This window comes from Bacillus timonensis (assembly GCF_000285535.1).
GTDB lineage: Bacteria > Bacillota > Bacilli > Bacillales > Bacillaceae_L > Ferdinandcohnia > Ferdinandcohnia timonensis.
The window spans coordinates 1,559,018-1,577,228 of the sequence record NZ_HE610985.1 but is presented as its reverse complement, the minus strand read 5'-3'; the positions used below and the strand labels follow the sequence as shown (position 1 = coordinate 1,577,228).

Annotated in this window: 14 protein-coding genes and 1 riboswitch; of the genes, 13 read left to right on the top strand and 1 reads right to left on the bottom strand. The window is 36.8% G+C overall.

What is annotated here, in order from left to right; genetic code table 11:
- Nucleotides 1–88: 88 nt before the first annotated feature.
- Both BTHG_RS08140 and BTHG_RS08135 read left to right on the top strand, forming a co-directional pair.
- Nucleotides 89–1,453, top strand: coding sequence for a chloride channel protein (locus tag BTHG_RS08140; RefSeq protein WP_010283683.1), 1,365 nt, complete (start codon nucleotides 89–91; stop codon nucleotides 1,451–1,453).
- Between the two features lie 124 nt (nucleotides 1,454–1,577).
- Nucleotides 1,578–1,678, top strand: a riboswitch (SAM riboswitch).
- A 95-nt stretch (nucleotides 1,679–1,773) separates the two neighbouring features.
- Complete coding sequence (locus BTHG_RS08135) at nucleotides 1,774–2,877, top strand: 5-methyltetrahydropteroyltriglutamate--homocysteine S-methyltransferase (protein ID WP_010283682.1); 1,104 nt, start codon at nucleotides 1,774–1,776, stop codon at nucleotides 2,875–2,877.
- Between the two features lie 72 nt (nucleotides 2,878–2,949).
- Here the strand turns inward: BTHG_RS08135 and BTHG_RS08130 are convergent, their stop codons facing one another.
- Nucleotides 2,950–3,873, bottom strand: coding sequence for a DsbA family protein (locus BTHG_RS08130; protein ID WP_010283681.1), 924 nt, complete (start codon nucleotides 3,871–3,873; stop codon nucleotides 2,950–2,952).
- Between the two features lie 158 nt (nucleotides 3,874–4,031).
- Between BTHG_RS08130 and BTHG_RS08125 the strand changes: the two genes are divergently transcribed.
- The 11 genes from BTHG_RS08125 to BTHG_RS08075 all read left to right on the top strand — a co-directional run bounded on the left by BTHG_RS08125 (nucleotide 4,032) and on the right by BTHG_RS08075 (nucleotide 18,206).
- Complete coding sequence (locus tag BTHG_RS08125; protein ID WP_010283680.1) at nucleotides 4,032–4,601, top strand: TetR/AcrR family transcriptional regulator; 570 nt, start codon at nucleotides 4,032–4,034, stop codon at nucleotides 4,599–4,601.
- Nucleotides 4,602–4,681: 80 nt separating this feature from the next.
- Nucleotides 4,682–4,906 carry a DUF378 domain-containing protein gene (locus tag BTHG_RS08120; RefSeq protein WP_010283679.1) on the top strand — a complete coding sequence of 75 codons (225 nt, stop codon included), beginning with the start codon at nucleotides 4,682–4,684 and terminating at the stop codon, nucleotides 4,904–4,906.
- A 189-nt stretch (nucleotides 4,907–5,095) separates the two neighbouring features.
- Nucleotides 5,096–6,151, top strand: coding sequence for a C45 family autoproteolytic acyltransferase/hydolase (locus BTHG_RS08115; RefSeq protein WP_010283678.1), 1,056 nt, complete (start codon nucleotides 5,096–5,098; stop codon nucleotides 6,149–6,151).
- A gap of 357 nt (nucleotides 6,152–6,508) precedes the next feature.
- A complete protein-coding gene (locus BTHG_RS08110; protein ID WP_010283677.1) occupies nucleotides 6,509–7,504 on the top strand; it encodes a substrate-binding domain-containing protein in 996 nt (331 codons plus the stop codon).
- A 24-nt stretch (nucleotides 7,505–7,528) separates the two neighbouring features.
- On the top strand, nucleotides 7,529–9,358 hold the full coding sequence (locus BTHG_RS08105; RefSeq protein ID WP_010283676.1) for a sensor histidine kinase: 1,830 nt from the start codon (nucleotides 7,529–7,531) through the stop codon (nucleotides 9,356–9,358).
- Nucleotides 9,351–10,559 (top strand): response regulator transcription factor, encoded by a 1,209-nt coding sequence (locus tag BTHG_RS08100; RefSeq protein ID WP_010283675.1) that lies wholly within the window; start codon nucleotides 9,351–9,353, stop codon nucleotides 10,557–10,559. Before BTHG_RS08105 ends, BTHG_RS08100 begins: the two co-directional genes overlap by 8 nt.
- 269 nt (nucleotides 10,560–10,828) lie before the next feature.
- Nucleotides 10,829–11,797, top strand: coding sequence for a multiple monosaccharide ABC transporter substrate-binding protein (gene chvE, locus BTHG_RS08095; RefSeq protein WP_332306422.1), 969 nt, complete (start codon nucleotides 10,829–10,831; stop codon nucleotides 11,795–11,797).
- A gap of 77 nt (nucleotides 11,798–11,874) precedes the next feature.
- The gene (gene mmsA / locus BTHG_RS08090; RefSeq protein ID WP_010283673.1) at nucleotides 11,875–13,425 is read left to right on the top strand and encodes a multiple monosaccharide ABC transporter ATP-binding protein; all 1,551 of its coding nucleotides are present in this window, start codon (nucleotides 11,875–11,877) and stop codon (nucleotides 13,423–13,425) included.
- A complete protein-coding gene (gene mmsB, locus BTHG_RS08085) occupies nucleotides 13,409–14,572 on the top strand; it encodes a multiple monosaccharide ABC transporter permease (protein WP_010283672.1) in 1,164 nt (387 codons plus the stop codon). The genes mmsA and mmsB overlap by 17 nt, the downstream gene beginning before the upstream one ends.
- A gap of 315 nt (nucleotides 14,573–14,887) precedes the next feature.
- Nucleotides 14,888–16,690 (top strand): helix-turn-helix domain-containing protein, encoded by a 1,803-nt coding sequence (locus tag BTHG_RS08080; RefSeq protein WP_010283671.1) that lies wholly within the window; start codon nucleotides 14,888–14,890, stop codon nucleotides 16,688–16,690.
- A 196-nt stretch (nucleotides 16,691–16,886) separates the two neighbouring features.
- Nucleotides 16,887–18,206 (top strand): phenylacetate--CoA ligase family protein, encoded by a 1,320-nt coding sequence (locus BTHG_RS08075; protein ID WP_010283670.1) that lies wholly within the window; start codon nucleotides 16,887–16,889, stop codon nucleotides 18,204–18,206.
- Nucleotides 18,207–18,211: the final 5 nt, after the last annotated feature.

Here is an 18,211-nt window from a genome sequence, read left to right as displayed (position 1 = left end):
TTTTTTATATTAAAATAGTAAAAGAAGATCACTTTTTTGTGGTCTTTTTTGTGGTCTAATTCAGAAACATTTTGGGAAGTGACCTTATGTGCATCGCATAAAATATATTGAACCACTAGTTATGTTGGCAACGCTTAGTCGCTGGTTGGTGTTAGCTACCATAACAGGTGGAATTGTAGGGACAGGGACTAGCTTGTTTTTGCTAGCTTTGCAATTTTCATTAAATCATACTGAAAATATACCGCTGTATCTGAAAATGATATTTTTACCACTTGGCGGAATCATGAATGGTTTGATTTTATATTATGGATATCGCCATTATACCGGATTGAAAGATTCAACCATTGCTGCCGTACATGAGCAGTCGGGCAAGATGCCTTATAAAACCTTACCGATAAAGCCTATTGCGGCCATTATTACCTTAGCATCGGGTGGTTCGGCCGGAAAAGAGGGGCCATGTGCACATATTGGTGGAACAATCGCTTCATTACTTGGAAGAGTTTTTCGGTTACGTCCAGAACTTCAGAAAAGGATTGTTGCATGTGGGGTAAGCGCAGGATTTGCCAGTGTATTCGGTACTCCACTAGCCGGAGCCATTTATGGAGTGGAAGTATTAACAATTGGTAGAATACGTCAGGATATTATTTTTCCTTCTTTTATTTCCGGGATTGTTTCCTTTGAAGTTAGTAAACTATGGGGAATTGAGTATTCTTATTTTCCAATGACATCACTTTTCGATTTTTCAGGTATTTTCTTTTTTAAAATGATCATTATTGGGATTCTATGTGGTCTTGTTGCATGGTTATTTATTGAGCTATTTGAACAAAGTCGATTACTTTTTCGGCTTATACAGTTGAAGTATCGTATATGGCCACCCCTTATGCCTTTCATGGGTGGAGTTATCGTGGCTATCCTTATTTTATGGATTCCAACGGATTATTTAGGACTTAGTCTCCCTATAATGGACAGGGCATTGGATGGGGAACAGGTTTCATATTTTGGTTTCTTTTGGAAGATGTTGTTAGTCGCAATCACACTAGGTTCAGGCTTTTACGGTGGAATTGTAACTCCACAGTTTGTAATAGGTGCTTTAGCAGGAAATGTGTTTGCAACGATGTTTCATATGGATCCAGCTTTAGGTGCTGCTGTCGGGATGGTGGCGGTAGTAGCCTCAGCATCGAACACACCAATTGCTGCGATTTTTATGGGAATCGAGTTGTTTGGAATGAATATGGGGATATATGTAGTAGCAGCTTGCCTTTCAGCCTTTATTGTGATTGGGCATCGGAGCGTATATCCAGAGCAATTGGTTGCTTACTCGAAATCAATCTGGATGATCCTTCATCCAAATATTGCATTGGAAAAAGAGGATATTCATATCTCATATGATTTATTACGAAAAATCAGGCGTATGCAGTATTTTAGGAAACATCGATATTCGAAAATAAAATAGACATTTTGTCACGATCCAGAGGGAAACGCCCCGTGGATTTTAAATTATAGATTATATTAAAATTAAGTATTGACAATTTATTTTTTTGATGTAATGTTATATCATAATTAAATATTTTGAAACTTTCTTATCCAGAGAGGTGGAGGGACTGGCCCTTTGAAACCTCGGCAGCAGACTTTTAGAGTACTGTGCCAATTCCAGTAGCATGATGCTAGAAGATAAGAAGAGCAGGACGTTTTATTTGTCTATTCAACCCTCTTCTTATTTTCAAGAAGAGGGTTTTTATGTATTCAATAAAAAAATTGGGGGAGGAATTTAAAATGACGAAAACAGTAGTAAAGGCTCCATTTCGAGCAGACCATGTAGGAAGTTTATTACGTCCAGAAAGAATTCATCAAGCAAGAAAGGATTTTCAAGCAGGAAACATTACTGCAAAGGAACTCCATACAATTGAAACAGAAGAAATTAAAAAAGTAGTTGATAAGCAAATTGAAATTGGATTAAAGGCTGTAACAGATGGGGAGTTTCGCCGTAGATTTTGGCATACCGATTTCTTAGAGCATTTAAATGGTGTTGAGGGCTATGTTCCCGACTATGGTTTTACGTTCAAAGGAGAAGAGACAGAAAGATATGATGTGCGGGTTATTGGAAAAATTTCATTCAATCCAGATCATCCTCATATTAAAGATTTCGTGCTCTTTAAAGAAATTGTGGGTGATCGTGCGGTTGCAAAACAAACCATTCCAAGTCCCAACCAACTATTTAATGCAGGTATTCGTAATAAAGAAATCTATCCAGATATTGAGGAATATGCAAATGATATTATTCAGACATATCGTGACGCTATTAAAGCATTCTATGAGGCAGGATGCCGTTACTTACAGTTAGATGATGTGTACATAGCAGGTTTGAATGCACCTGAAATTCCTTTTAATGATAGTGGTTCTACGCGTGAGGAATTAATACAATTAGCGTTAAAAGTTGCAAACGGTGTGCTTGAGGGGAAACCTGAAGATTTAACAATCACAACTCATCTTTGCCGCGGAAATTATCGTTCAAATTGGGCGTTTGAAGGAAGCTATGCAAAAATTGCCCCTACCTTGTTTGCAAAAGAGAAAGTGAGTGGCTTTTTCCTAGAATATGATGACGATCGTTCAGGAGATTTCACACCACTCGAGTATATTCCAAATAACGGGCCTCGCGTTGTCCTTGGTTTATTTACATCAAAGCGTGGAGAACTGGAATCAAAAGATAATATAATTGCACGCGTAAAAGAAGCGTCTCAATATGTACCGCTCGATAATTTATGCATCAGCCCACAATGTGGTTTTGCTTCAACACACCATGGAAATATTTTAACTGAAGAAGAACAATGGGCAAAATTGAAATATATTGTTGATATCTCAAAAGAAATTTGGGGATAGGTGGGAGGATGGGAAAGGTCCCTCCCTCATAAGAGAACGAGGGACTGTGTTCCGGTCCCTCGTTCACACCTGTTATTTTTTTACAAAATATTTTTCACCAAGAACTTCTTTTTCTTCGTAATTCTCGGGTTTTAATTGTTTTTCAACAAATGATTGAAGTTCAGATGGTTCCAAGTCGTACATGACTTCGATTTCTTTTGCGAAAAGAGTGTCTTTTTCGAGCAATGTAGATAATGCAGGTTGCTGCTTTGCTTGTGGCTCTTTTTCATCCATCATTTTAGATAGACCGGAAACGTAGTAGTCTAGTGAACGGCTGCCAACTATTTTGACACCTTTATTTTCTTCATTAACCATAATAATTGTAGGAAAGCCTCGAGCGCCAAGTTTTGCTGCAAGTGCAAAATCCTCGTTTAATAATTGCTGTCCGATTTCTGATTCAGCTTCGCTTACAATTTCTTCACCATTAAGTCCTATAGTATTTACATTTTCAATCATCACCGATTTTTCAGCAATATTTTGATTGAATGCAAATAGTTCTTCCCTTGCATAGCGTAAATATTCATTAGCTTTTTCATCACCGTGATTTTTTTGAATCACCTTGTATACACGTGATGGTGGGAAAGATGACTGAACGGGATTGTCAATCATCAATGTTCCATCAATTGGCATACGTGAATACTCTCCAACTTCTCTCCAGTGGCCAGCTACATCTGCAGGTCCATGGATACCATTTGCGGGATCAACCGGTCCACCATTCCATTTTTCAAGCAACCCACCTAATACAGTATGAAAATTAAAATAATGGCCGTACTGCTCTTTGAAACGGCGGAATGTTGGCTCAAGTGCCCAGCAGTGAGAGCAGATTGGGTCTGTTACATAATATAAATCGATGGTTTTCTTTGGTTGGTTAAAATCAATCATCTCCATTTCTTCGTCGCCAGCTACTCCGCATACGCCTGTTTCTAAATCGCACATTAAATTTTGACTAGTTGTCATTTTTTTCCCTCACTTTTATTGTTTGATTAGTGCTACTTGTTTGCTTTGTAATTCCATTTTAGTGGATAATGGAAAGCATAAATACCAATAGATTGTTTGATATGTTGGATATCCAACACTTTAAAGAAAATGTTGAAAAAGTGGGAGGGACGAACGAATTGGAACAAGAAAAAACAGACCCTCGTGTACTAAGGACACGAAAATTAATTATGGATTCTTTCATTGAGCTTTCGGGGAAAAAAGAATTTAAAGACATAACAATAAAAGACATCACAACAGAAGCGATGATTAATCGGGCAACGTTTTATTATCATTTTGAAGACATTTATGACCTACTGGAAAAGGTTCTTTCTGAGGTTTTATTAATTAACTTGAACAGTGAACCCTATCAACATAGTGAGTTGAATGAAGAAACCTTTGTAGGCATTTTTAAAGCAATCACAAATTTTCAGCTTTCTTTATCAAATCGATGCCATCGCGGATATGAAGATACAATTGCTAAAATTATTCGAGACCAACTTGAAGTCATTTTTTATAAAATATTAGTAAAACAACATCCTACAGATGAGGAAAATGCTCTGAAGATTACAGCTACCATGTTAAGTTGGGGAATGTACGGAGCTTCTGTTGAATGGAGAAGAAATCCTGGTAAAGTAAGTCCTGAGGAAATGATTAAGTTGGCGATCCCTTATATGACAAATGGAATTGATTTTGCCAACGAAAAATAGTGAGCTTACTTATTATTTTTTATGTATATTTTGATTTCTACATGTAAAACCTAAAATTACTAATATAAGGAGCGATGACTATGAATGGATTACAACGTTTAGCGCTAGCTTTAGTAATTATAGGTGCAATTAATTGGGGGTTAATCGGTTTCTTTCAATTCGATTTAGTAGCTGCAATTTTTGGAGGCCAGGATTCCCTTTTGTCTAGGATTATATATAGTTTAGTGGGGTTAAGTGGTTTATACAGTCTTATGCTTCTGTTTAAACCTGACAGAGAAACTGTCCCAGAGACAAGTAGAACCTAAATCATGTAGTGAATAATCATTTTTGATGAATAGATCAGGCCTTCGGGTTTGATCTATTTTACGTTTTGGGGGAAAAATGAGAAGATATCTTTAGTACACATATTGGGAATAAGGAAAAGGAATAAGGGTTTTTACAATTTTTCTAAGGGGACAATGAACCTGTCCCTGCGTCCCTAGGAGGATGTATTGATGAAGAGGATTTTTGCTGATGTGATTCAGTTTCGGGGAAGTCATTATGAATTCGGTTTTAAGCAAGGCAAACTTCTTAAGGATTCATTTTTGGTGAAGAATCGGGAGCAACAATGGAAGATAAGGAGACCACTGTTTAAAATCGATACGGGAGAGACGAAACAAGTATATGAAAGATTGGCACCGTTTATATGGGAGGAATTTTTGGGTCTACAGGATGCTTTAGAATGGACAATGGAAAAAGTATTGATGGAATTTGGAGGATATAGGGTGAATATTAAGCCCTCAGGCTGTTCGATTTTAGTAGGTGAAAATTACATGATTCGAAACTATGACTATCATCCAAAGACCTATGATGGCCGTTTTGTTGTTTTTCAACCTTTAGATGGTGGAAATGCGACGATTGGTTTAACACAAAAAATTACTGGACGGTCTGATGGGATGAACGATAAGGGATTATCGATGGGATATACGTTTATGAATCGAAGACGCCCGGGGAACGGATTTGTTTGTCATATGATTGGAAGACTTATTCTCGAATTATGTGCAAGTGTAGAGGAAGCTGCCCAGTTGTTAAGGGAAATTCCACATCGAGGTTCCTTCAGTTATGTTTTATTTGATTCAAGCTGTGAAATTCCTTTTATTGTAGAAACATCACCGAGAAGAGTTGAGGTTCGTCAAGGATATACATGTACGAATCATTTTAAAATTTTAACCGAGGAAAATCGCCGCGTCCTTGACGATTCGAATAAAAGACTCCAAGCTATTGAACAAAAAGAAAGTTTAAGCGGACTTGAGGCATTTCGACTTTTAAATGACAGTGATAAAGGAGTTTTCTCTAAACTCTATGGGAGTTGGGCAGGAACCATTCATACCTCTGCTTACTTTCCTAAAAATCTAGAAGCTTGGTGTGCACTTGGTGGTGACAAGGAACCCATTATTTTTAACTTTGATGAATGGTTGAAGGGAACCGATTTTCCAAATTCGAAAATCGTAGGGGATGTTGATACGGATATCCCATTTGTGAATATGGAAAAGGCAGATTGGTTTAAATAAAGGCTGTTTTCGCAACCTTTGTTGCTTTATTCGTAGGAATATTTGAAGAGATATGGTGATTAATGGTAATCTATTGATACTAGCGGGAGGTAGGAGACTCCTGCGGGAAGCGAGTACCAGGAGTGGAAATCAATCCATTTGAAACTTCTTTGTAGAAAACTTGTTTGTTTATGGCAACAAAACAAGGTCAACCTTTCTACAAGGAAGTTTTTTTGACTGTAAATACATATTTTTAAAGGAACACCCAAACCTTACTAGTCTCTCTAAAATATTGAGAATTTATGGAAGAGTTGCGCTATAATAGGCATATAAAGAAAGCGTTTCTACTTTTCTATTATTTTGAAAGGGGTTTCATGTTTGAAAAAACTACTTTTCGTTTATTTGTTGCTTATCTGTTTGTTTGTGCTTTATATATATAACTACCAAGTTGAGAGATCGACGAAACATGCGTGGAGTGACAATGAACTTGTTGGGAATATGGATGAAACATACGTAATGGTTACGTTTATGGTTGGTATTGATTATTGGAAACGAGCATTAAAAGGTTTTGAAGATGCAGCAGAAGCGCTAAATGTAGCGATTGAATATCGAGGGTCGACACAATATGATATCCACGAGGAAATGACGGTCTTGGAGCAGGTAATTGCCAAAAATCCTGCGGGAATCGCCATCTCTACGATGGATCCAGAAAGACTAAATCCGGTTATTAATAAAGCAGTTGAAGCAGGAATTCCAGTCGTTATGTTTGATGCCGATGCCCCAGAAAGCAAGGCGTATTCATTTCTAGGAACGGATAATTATAAAGCGGGTGTAGAGGCAGCTCACAAAATGGCGGAATTAGTAGGTGAGAAAGGGGAGGTTGGTGTCATTACACTTCCTCATCAATTAAACCATAAGGAACGAACAAAGGGTTTTCAGGATACGATTTTTATGGAATACCCGGATATAGAGGTTGTTGCCGTTAAGGATGGAAGAGGCGATCAAGTAATATCAAAAGAGGTAGCTGAAACAATGATTAAGGAGAATCCGAATCTAGCAGGAATCTTTGTTACAGAAGCGAATGGCGGGGTCGGAGTTGGACAAGCCATCGTTGCAAACAACCTCAAAGACTCTATTAAAATCATTAGTTTTGATACAGATAAGGGCACCCTTGATATGATTAAGGATGATGTGATTTCTGCAACAATTGCACAGGGAACATGGGAAATGGGATATTGGTCCTTACAATTTTTGTTTCACCTGCAGCATGGCATTTTTGAACAAGATAATAAAAATGCACCGTTACCTCGTTACGTAGATACAGGTGTGACCATTGTTACAAAGGAAAATGTGAATTCCTATTATCCGCAATAAACCTATTGGAATGGATTGGTCGTATTGAAAAATTTTATCCAAATTAATAATTTACCAATTCGATATAAGCTAATCTCTCATTTCTTAATTATTAGTATCATACCGATTATTTGTCTTGGATTTTTAATTAATTGGACAGTTGAGCGTGTGGTGGAAGAGCAAGTAAATAAGAACACCTTACAGCTTATTAGTAAGGTGAACGAGACACTTGAATTTTATATCAATAATATGCAGCGGGTTACTTACTTTATTTCATATAACGACCAGATCCAAGACTTTTTTAACCATCAAGTTCAAGTACCAGGTCAATATGAAACAAATGAATATGAAATACAACGCTATCTTCGTAATTTTACAACTTTATTACCAGAAGTAGCAGGTGTTTTAGTTGTGAACAGCTCAGGGGAATATGTCAGTAATGAACTTTATGCGCCCGCAACAAAGGATTTGACAGAAGAGTACTGGTATAAAGAAGCGGTTGAAAATAAAGGGATATTTAAGATGATTGGTCAATTGAAAGACCGTCAGCTTTCATCGATGGTAAGCTACAAAAATGATGAAGTAGTTTCAGGTGTTCGCGCCGTAATAGACCCAATTACACAGGAAGTAGTTGGAGTTATTTTAATAGATTTAAAGGTACGGACGGTGGCAGAGACGTTAGTGGATGTACGACTAGGAAAATCAGGATATTTGACAGTTATTGACGAACAGAGCAGACCTATTTATCAACCCAAAGACCCTTTAGTCGAAACAATTCCAAACGAATGGTTGGAAGGAAAAAGATCAGGTACGTTTTCAAAAAGAGTAGATTCACAGAAACTGCAATTCATCTACCAAAAGTCTCCATATTCGAACTGGACCATTGTTGGTGTCTTTCCAACAGAGGAAACAATTTTTGAAATTAGAGAAATTCAGTTTTATTTAGTCATCTTTGTTTTCATTATTCTCCTATTTGGTATTCCGGTTTCGTATTTTTTATCAAATTCAATTTCAAAACCGATTGTGCAGTTAATGAAGTTTATGCGTAAAGCGGAGAGTGGAGAGCTAGGGGTCCGCTATATTGAAAAACGTGATGATGAAATCGGGATGTTAGGTCGAAGTTTTAATAAAATGCTAAAACAAATTAATGAGTTACTACGATTGACAGAACGTCATGAAAGACAGAAGCGTGAAGCGGAATTTAGAAGTTTACAAGCTAATATTAATCCGCATTTTCTCTACAATACCCTTGATACCATTCAGTGGATGGCCAGAAAGCAAAAGGCTAATGATGTTGCGGAAGTGGTAGAGTCATTAGCGAAATTGTTTCGAATTGGCCTAAGCAAAGGGAGGGATATGATTACACTTGATAAGGAAATCGATCATATCGAAAGTTATTTGATGATCCAAAAAACGAGATATCGAGAAAAGTTGCGGTACCAGATTCAGGTGGATGAGAATGTTCGCTCGTTATATGTATTAAAATTTATTTTACAACCGATTGTTGAGAATGCCATCTACCATGGAATAAAAGAACGACGGGGTCCTGGTCAAATTCTTGTTTCGGCACAAAAAAGGAATGAAAAATTGCTAATCGTTATCCAAGATGACGGTGTCGGAATGTCAGATTCACTGCTACAAGAGATACGCTTCGCTCTTCGTGAGGCTGTTAAACGGACTGAGAGTCAAGGTGAGACGAAAAGTAAAAAAGGATATGGAATATTAAATGTACAAGCACGAATCTTACTGGCTTTTGGAGAAGAATATGGAATTACAATCAAGAGTGAAGAAAAAGTTGGCACAACAATCGAAATGTTATTACCAATTTTGGACGAGGACATAGGCATGGAAGAGGAGTGGAAACGTAATGCGTAGGTGGAAGGTTTTAATTGCAGATGACGAATTTATTATTCGTGACGGGATCCATTTTTCTATTGATTGGGAGAATTATAATATGGAGGTTATTGGTGAAGCGGAGGACGGTGAGGAAGCAATTGAATTGGCTACTTTGCATCAAATTGATATTTTATTAATTGATTTAAACATGCCAATCATGAATGGCATTGAGGCAATGAAACGGATAAAGGAACAATTACCTCATTGTAAAATGGTTGTTATCTCGGGTCATGATGAATTTCGGTATGCACAAGAGGCCCTCCGCTTGAAGGTAGAGGATTACTTGTTAAAACCTGTGAATCCTGTGAAACTGCAGGCGATAATAATGGATCTCAAACGAAAACTGGACAATGAAGAGAACCAGAAAGAATTCTTAAAACAAGCAACAAACCAAATAAGAAGGAACCATGTACAACTAAAGGTAAGGTTCTTTCAGGATTGGATTGAGGGACAACTGACAAATGAAGAAATTAAAGAACAATTACATTTTTTACATTTGCCTGAAACAAATCCTGTTCAACACCTAGTGATTAAATGGCCAGAATTTCATTTGCATCAAACGTTTATGCAAGAAAATGATCGCCAAATATACTTATTTGCAATCGAGAACATTGTCAAGGAAACCATTGGATCTAAAGGGACGGCCATCTTTTGGGATCAATCTACACTGCTCAATGTCTGCTTATGGAAGCATGTAAAAAGAGAGCAAATGACGAAAATAGAAGAGACGATTCTAGATTACTATAATATAAAAATCTACTATCAGATTGAAGATGTAAATAATCAGGAATTATATAAAGTTTATGAAAGGTGTAAAAGAGAAGTTGAACGGCAAATCAAAATTTCTCCGATTGTTAAACAGGCCATAACATATATTCAACAGCATTATCAGGATTCTTCCCTTACCTTGGAAAGGACGGCTGAGGAATTACATATTACAAGTGTCTATTTAAGCAGGATGATAAAACACGAGTTGGGGGTTACCTATGTAAATCTGTTAACCCAAATGCGAATTAACAAAGCGGTAGATTTATTGAAAACGACGGATTTATCAATACGTGATATTGCAGAAACAGTTGGTTATGATTCCCAACACTATTTTAGTACCACTTTTAAAAAAGTAGTCGGTGTATCACCGCTGCAGTTTAAAAATGATGAAGAAAATGTGCACTTTCAGTAGAAGGTGCTTTTTTTATGTTCAAATGAAGAACATTACGAATTGTTAAATTTTTATAAAAAGTGTTTAAATTTATGTAAAGCCCTTACATGAACGAAGATGATATTTTATTAACAGTTAGATAATAAAGAATTGAAAGGGGTTTCAGTTATGAGAAAATTAGGTTTTATTATGCTAATCGTTAGTTTGTTTTTTCTTTAGTGGCCTGTAGTGGAAATAGCAAGTCAACAGGTTCTGGGTCCGATTCAAAAGATACGTTAATTGGGGTTGCAATGCCTACGAAGTCATCACAACGCTGGGTTGATGATGGGAATAATATGGTGAAGCAATTAGAAGATCTTGGTTACAAGACAGATTTACAATATGCAGAAGATGATGTCGACAAGCAAATTGAACAAATTGAAAATATGATTGTAAAAGGTGCAAAAATATTAGTTGTAGCATCTATTGATGGTACTGCCTTAACAAATGTATTACAAAAAGCTGCAGATCAAGACATTCAAGTCATTGCGTATGACCGTTTAATTATGGAAACACCAAATGTAAGTTATTACGCAACATTTGACAATTTCCAAGTTGGTGTCTTACAGGCTTCCTATATAGAAGAAGCACTTAAGCTTAAAGAAGAGGATGGACCATTTAATATTGAGTTATTTGGTGGTTCACCAGATGACAATAATGCTTACTTCTTCTGGGATGGCGCAATGTCCGTCTTAAAACCATATATTGACAGTGGAAAATTAGTTGTTCAAAGTGGTCAAACGGAATTTGAACAAGGAGCAACCATGCGCTGGGATGGAAACACAGCGAAATCACGTATGGAAAACATTTTAAGTAAAGCATATTCGGGCGGTGAGCAGGTAGATGCTGTTTTATCACCTTATGATGGGATTAGCCGTGGGGTTATTCAAGCATTAAAAGGAGTAGGTTACGGTTCTGGTAATCTTCCTCTTCCAATTGTAACTGGACAAGATGCTGAGTCTGCTTCCGTGAAATCAATTATTGCTGGCGAACAAACACAAACTGTTTTCAAAGATACACGTGATCTTGCTGCTGTCGTGGTAAAAATGATTGAAGCAATTGAAGCTGGTGAAGAAGCAGAAGTCAATGATTCAGAAACATATGACAATGGCCAAAAAGTAGTCCCTTCTTACTTAGTTGAACCTGTTTCAGTCGATATCAACAATTACAAAGAAATACTAATTGATAGCGGTTATTACACAGAAGACGATGTAAAATAAGTAATCTGCGATTTAGTGGTGATTTTAAGTCACCACTAAATTACTTCATTCTGTGATTTTAACGAGGTGGTGAGGAGATGTCTGAGTATATTTTAGAAATGCGTAACATCATAAAAACTTTTCCAGGTGTAAAAGCACTAGACAACGTAAATTTGAAAGTGAAAAAAGGAGAAATTCATGCATTAGTGGGTGAGAACGGTGCTGGAAAATCAACGTTGATGAAAGTATTAAGTGGTGTTTATCCAAGTGGAACCTATGAAGGTGGTATTTTCTTTGAAGGCGAAGAATGTCATTTTAAAGACATTAAACAAAGTGAACAAATAGGGATTGTCATCATTCATCAAGAGTTGGCGCTGAGCCCATTTTTATCAATTGCTGAAAATATCTTCCTGGGGAACGAGAGACAATCCAATAACATTATTGATTGGCAGGAAACATTCCTAGAAGCAAAAAAACTGTTAGAACGAGTAGGATTAAAAGAATCTCCGAACACAGCTGTTATGGATATTGGGGTAGGAAAACAACAATTAGTAGAAATTGCAAAAGCTTTATCAAAAAATGTAAAACTATTAATTCTTGATGAACCGACAGCAGCACTTAATGAAACCGACAGCGAAAACTTATTAAAGCTATTACTCGAACTAAAAAATCAAGGAATTACCTCTATTCTTATTTCTCATAAATTAAATGAAGTATCTAGTATTTCAGATAATATTACGATTTTACGAGATGGACAAACAATCGAAACGTTTGAAGCAAAGGATGGAAAGGCATCAGAGGATCGAATTATTAAAGGTATGGTAGGGCGTGAGTTGACAAGTCGTTTTCCTGATCGTGTCCCGAACATTGGGGAAACCATTTTTGAAGTAAAAAATTGGAATGTATACCATCCTTTGCAGCGTGAACGGAAAGTTATTGATAATGTGAACATTCATATTCGTCGAGGTGAAATTGTCGGGCTAGCAGGCTTAATGGGAGCAGGTAGAACCGAATTTGCGATGAGTATCTTTGGTAAGACGTATGGAAAAAAAATTACCGGGTCACTATTCAAAAATGGCGGGGAGATACAAGCAAATACAGTTAGTGAAGCAATTCAGCATGGAATTGCTTATGTCTCAGAAGACCGGAAAACGTACGGATTAAATTTAATTGAAGACATCAAGCGAAATATAACCCTTGCTAATCTCAAACGAATTTCCAAAAGTACGGTTATTGATGAAAATAAGGAATTCCAAGAAGCTCAACTGTTGAGGGAAAGATTAAACATCAAAACCCCAACACTTGCTCAACTTGCTGGAAATTTAAGTGGTGGAAATCAACAAAAAATTGTATTAAGTAAGTGGATTTTTACAGAGCCAGATATCTTAATTTTAGATGAACCTACTCGTGGAATTGATGTAGGTGCAAAGTTTGAAATTTATTCACTCATTAATGAATTAGCGGCGGAAGGCATGGGGGTACTAGTAATCTCATCTGAACTGCCAGAGGTATTGGGCCTTTCAGATCGTATTTATGTCATGAATGAGGGGCGTATAACTGGCGAGCTCGATTGTGAAGAAGCAAATCAGGAAAGTGTGATGCGTTATATGACGGGAACAGGAGGTACGAAACGTGCAAACACTAACTAATTTATTTCGCAACAATATCCGTGAATATGGAATGATAATTGCACTGGTGTTCATTGCTGGATTATTTTGGATTTTAACGGATGGTATATCCTTTAGCTCATTAAATTTGACCAATCTAATCTTGCAAAATGGTTTTATTCTCGTTTTGGCGGTTGGTATGGTCTTAGTCATTATTACCGGTAATATTGACTTGTCTGTTGGTTCTGTAGTTGCAATCGTGGGAGCCATTGCAGGAGTACTAATGATTAATCATAATGTACCTGTATGGTTAGCTATTATTCTATCACTCATTGTCGGTGCATTAATCGGAATTTGGCAAGGATTTTGGATAGCATATGTTGGGATACCATCATTTATTGTTACATTAGCCAGTATGTTAATCTTCCGAGGATTGACCTTATATTTACTAGATGGGAAATCACTGGCGCCTTTTCCTGAATCTTTTGGAATGCTTAGCGGGGGATTTTTACCAGCGATAGGGTCAGGAGAGTTGCACATACTGACCATTCTATTATCTGTCATTCTATCAATCATCTTAATTTATTTGGAATTTAGAAACCGTAAAAACCAAATAGCATATAGCTTTGATGTAAGTCCTTTATGGCTGTCCATTACAAAGTTGGTATTGTTAATCATTGTCATTAACTGGTTTGCGTATCAATTGGCATTAAATAAAGGAATCCCAACGGTGTTAATCATTGTTGCTATTCTGATTGTGATTTACACCTTCGTTATGAAAAACACAGTGATGGGCCGTCACATCTATGCAACCGGAGGAAACCAGAAGGCAGCTGATTTATCAGGGATTAAAACAAAACGTGTTGTATTCTGGGTATTTGTGAATAACGGAGTGATTGCAGCATTAGCTGGATTAATGTTTGCATCACGCCTTAATTCTGCGACACCTGCAGCAGGTAACATGCTTGAATTAGACGCAATTGCTGCTGTATTTATAGGTGGCGCCTCAATGGCTGGAGGAGTAGGAACAGTTATCGGTGCCATCGTCGGAGGACTTGTCATGGGCATTATGAATAACGGTATGTCACTAATTGGTGTCGGTATTGATTGGCAACAAGCTATCAAAGGATTAGTACTCTTACTTGCGGTAGGCTTTGACATTTACAACAAAAACCGTGCAGGAAAATAAGGGGAAGAGATGGGGGTGGTTTGAGGGACTAATCTGTTATTTCAGAAACAAAATGGGGGGGCAGACATCTGTCCCCAACTTCTCACCCCTGCACCAATTAAGGGATTTATCGAATTTACACGAAACTCTATGCAAAACTCTATCTTTGTTAAAAGTTAAAGAGATTGTGTGTACGTTGTCGCTTTGTACCGACTATTAACCTATTGACATAATTTAGAATAGTGTTTAAATTAATAATTAACACAATTTTCTCTATTACACCTCGTACATATTATGGGCTACTCAATACATGCCAGGAGGTGGTTTATTATTTCAATGAAAAATAACTCTCTAAATGAAAATCAGATTGAATTACTGCAAAAAGGAATTGAAAATCTCCATAGCATCCAAGAATGGAAGCAATTAACTCAGGCCATTGTGTTAGAAGGGTTAAAATTAGTTGGTGGTGGCAAGGGGCTTTTTTTGGTTTTTGACCAAAGTTTAAAACAATTGATCCCGCAGTCAAGTCAGAATCTGAATAAATTGGAGAAAAAGGATGTAATTGAACGGACACAAAAAAAATTTCAGCAAGTAGAACTTCAAAACCAAAGAAATATAAAGGAACATTCCACCTATTTTTTCCCCATTACAAGACAACAGGCTTTTTCCGGAGTCTTGGTCATTATCCCACAACAAGAAGAGGAACTTTCTGAGAAACAGGTAAGTATGGTCAATTTCTTTATGCAATCTGTTCCAATTATTCTAGAAAACTCTCGGTTATTTTTGATTATGCAAAGGAAATCAGAAAGTCTTAACTTTATGACTCAATTACAGAGACTTGTTAACCAATATTCTTTTCAAGAAATTTTGGCCGAAATTGTTCAAAAAGTAGGAGAACTATTACATTCGGAAATGGCAGGCATCATGTTATACAATCCAGTACATAAGGAATTGAGATTACAAAAACCAGCTTTTGGATCATGGCAAGACTCAATTATTGAACAGTACCGTGTTTCCATATCAGAAAAAAGCAATGCAAGAGATGTTTTTTTAACCGGTGTTCCGGCTATTACATCCGATGCACTTTCAGATAAACGTTTTAACAAAAATTACGTAAAGCTTTTTAATGCAACATCCATTATTACCGTACCTTTAGTAGTCGATAATAATAGAATTGGAATTATTCATGCGATAAACAAAAACGATGGATATTTTACTCAAGATGATTTAAATTTGCTGATGGATTTATCAGAACAATTAGGACTGACCATAAATGCAGCCCTTGAGATGTCTCATACAAAAGCGCCCATCAATAAGCGTTTAGAGATTGAAAGATACCTTATTGATCAGCTATTTGATTGTTTACTATTCAGTAATAAGGATAAGGTAGAGGAAGCCTATAGTATATTGAAGACCTTGGAAATCAATTTTAAACAACGGATTTCCGTTTTAAGAATTGCTGCATATGAAAACGGCGAATGGGTCGACTTACGTTCCAAAAGTGTACCAAAAGAATTTGGAGCAAAGATAGTAGAAATAATAGGTACTCCATGTATGATATTCAGAGATGGATCTGTTATTGCTCTCGTTTCGCATGATTCAGAAAATGAAATGCTTGATTTATGCCACAAACTACAAAATGTTTTGCAAGAAAAACTTGATTTACGAGCTAAGGCTAAGAATCGAAGGATAGAGATATTTATAGGTGTAGGTGAATCCGTAGAGTCAATCGAATTAATTGAACATTCCTATCAACAGGCAAGTCAAATAGTAAACGCACTTCCTAGAATTAGGCATCTAGGAAATGTTGGCTATTTTCCTGCCTGTGGAAGTTGGACGTTGCTTTCAAGTATGGTAATGTTTGATGAAAGAAACGTAAGCGCATACACCGATCTATTCTTAAGGAAAATTAATGAATTGAAAAACTCGAAAGAAATTAAAGAAACGTTAGAAGTCTATTTAAAGCATAATGGTCAAATTAAGAAGACGGCTGAAGAATTGTATGTCCATCAAAATACACTCAAGTATCGAATTGAAAAAATTACAGATATGACTGGGTTTGATCTTGGAGATTCAGAAGTAAGACTTAGTCTATCTCTAGCATTGCGGCTAGAACATTTAATGTATAGAAAAGTTTAGGAAAAATGACTATTTTAGTAATGGTCATTTTTTTCTTTTTCAATTAGCCTTTTACTTTTTTGTGACTAGAAGACAAAGTTTTAAAAATTTTTAACTGTATTTTTGTGGGTAAACAACGTGGTTATAGTGTTATCTATCCTGTAAAATGGACACATAATATTCAAAATTTAATAAAAATTGAGAGAGGAGGCTAATCTTGTTCTCATATCAAAAGTCAGTTGAGGAACAAATATCGCCACAGAAACTTAAGCTTTTACAGGAAGAAAAGTTACGAAAACAAGTCCAGTATATGTATCAAAACTCCCCATTATATGCTTCTAAATTAGATGAAGCAGGAATCCACCCTATGGAAATTGAGACACTTGAAGATTTACAAAAGCTCCCTTTTACGGAGAAATTTGAAATTCGTAAAAGCCAAGAAAACGCCACTGATTTAGGTTCACACCAATGTACCGATTCAGACAAAATAATAAGAATTCATTCATCATCTGGTACAACAGGAAGGCCGACATATGTCGGGGTCACCAAAAAGGATAGCGCTGTGTGGACAGATATCGTTTCAAGGGTATATTACACTGCGGGTATAAGATCACATCATAAAGTGATCTTTGCAATGGGTCTGTCCTTTTTTGTTGGTGGACTCCCCTTAAAAGATGGAATTGAGAATTTAGGAGCTACTTTTATTCCAATAGGAACAGGTGCTTCTGAGAGACTAGTTACAACATCTTTGCATTTGAAACCGGATGTGCTTTTATGTACTCCTTCGTATGCGAATTATCTTGCAGACTATATCCGTTCAATTGGTATGAATCCAAGAGATTTAGGATTTAAGTTAATTGGTACAGGTGGTGAACCAGGTGGTGGTTTACCAGAAGTTAAGCAAAGGATTGAACAGGATTGGGGTGCGCACGTTTTTGAAGCAATGGGAAATGCAGACATGGCACCTGTATTGTTCTCTGAATGTCCAGCAGGGGCCGGCATGCATTTTGTTGCACCTGACTATGTAATCTGTGAACTAATTGATCCAGATACTGGTAAAGTTAAACCTTTTGAGAATGGAAGTGAAGGGGAATTGGTCTATTCCGCAATTGATAGAGAATGTGTTCCTTTACTTAGATTCCGAACGAGAGATTTAATATCAGTAAAAACTGGTAAGTGTTCGTGTGGCAGCACGAGTTTTCGAATTCGGTGCATTGGTCGAACGGATGATATGTTAATCATTCGTGGTGTGAACGTCTTCCCAACAGCAATTAAAGATGTTGTGAGCAGTTTTTATCCAAGAACCACAGGAGATATCCAAATTCTATTAGAACAACCAGGCCCTGCAATCGACCCACCATTGCAAATTAAAGTGGAGCATGGGTTGAACTCAGAAATGGATGTACCAATGTTGAAAAAAGAATTGGAGGAAACCTTACGAGCAAAACTCATGTTTCGTGCAAATGTTCAATTAGTTCCAGAAGGTACCTTACCACGCTTTGAAATGAAAACAAAGTATGTGAAGGAAATCTACTAATATAA

Bases quoted from the DNA above. Each gene is read 5' to 3' on its own strand.
- BTHG_RS08135 (WP_010283682.1), top strand. From the start codon at position 1,774: ATGACGAAAACAGTAGTAAAGGCTCCATTTCGAGCAGACCATGTAGGA.
- BTHG_RS08130 (WP_010283681.1), bottom strand. From the start codon at position 3,873: ATGACAACTAGTCAAAATTTAATGTGCGATTTAGAAACAGGCGTATGC.
- BTHG_RS08120 (WP_010283679.1), top strand. From the start codon at position 4,682: ATGAATGGATTACAACGTTTAGCGCTAGCTTTAGTAATTATAGGTGCA.
- BTHG_RS08115 (WP_010283678.1), top strand. From the start codon at position 5,096: ATGAAGAGGATTTTTGCTGATGTGATTCAGTTTCGGGGAAGTCATTAT.
- BTHG_RS08100 (WP_010283675.1), top strand. From the start codon at position 9,351: ATGCGTAGGTGGAAGGTTTTAATTGCAGATGACGAATTTATTATTCGT.
- chvE (WP_332306422.1), top strand. From the start codon at position 10,829: ATGCCTACGAAGTCATCACAACGCTGGGTTGATGATGGGAATAATATG.
- mmsA (WP_010283673.1), top strand. From the start codon at position 11,875: ATGTCTGAGTATATTTTAGAAATGCGTAACATCATAAAAACTTTTCCA.
- BTHG_RS08080 (WP_010283671.1), top strand. From the start codon at position 14,888: ATGAAAAATAACTCTCTAAATGAAAATCAGATTGAATTACTGCAAAAA.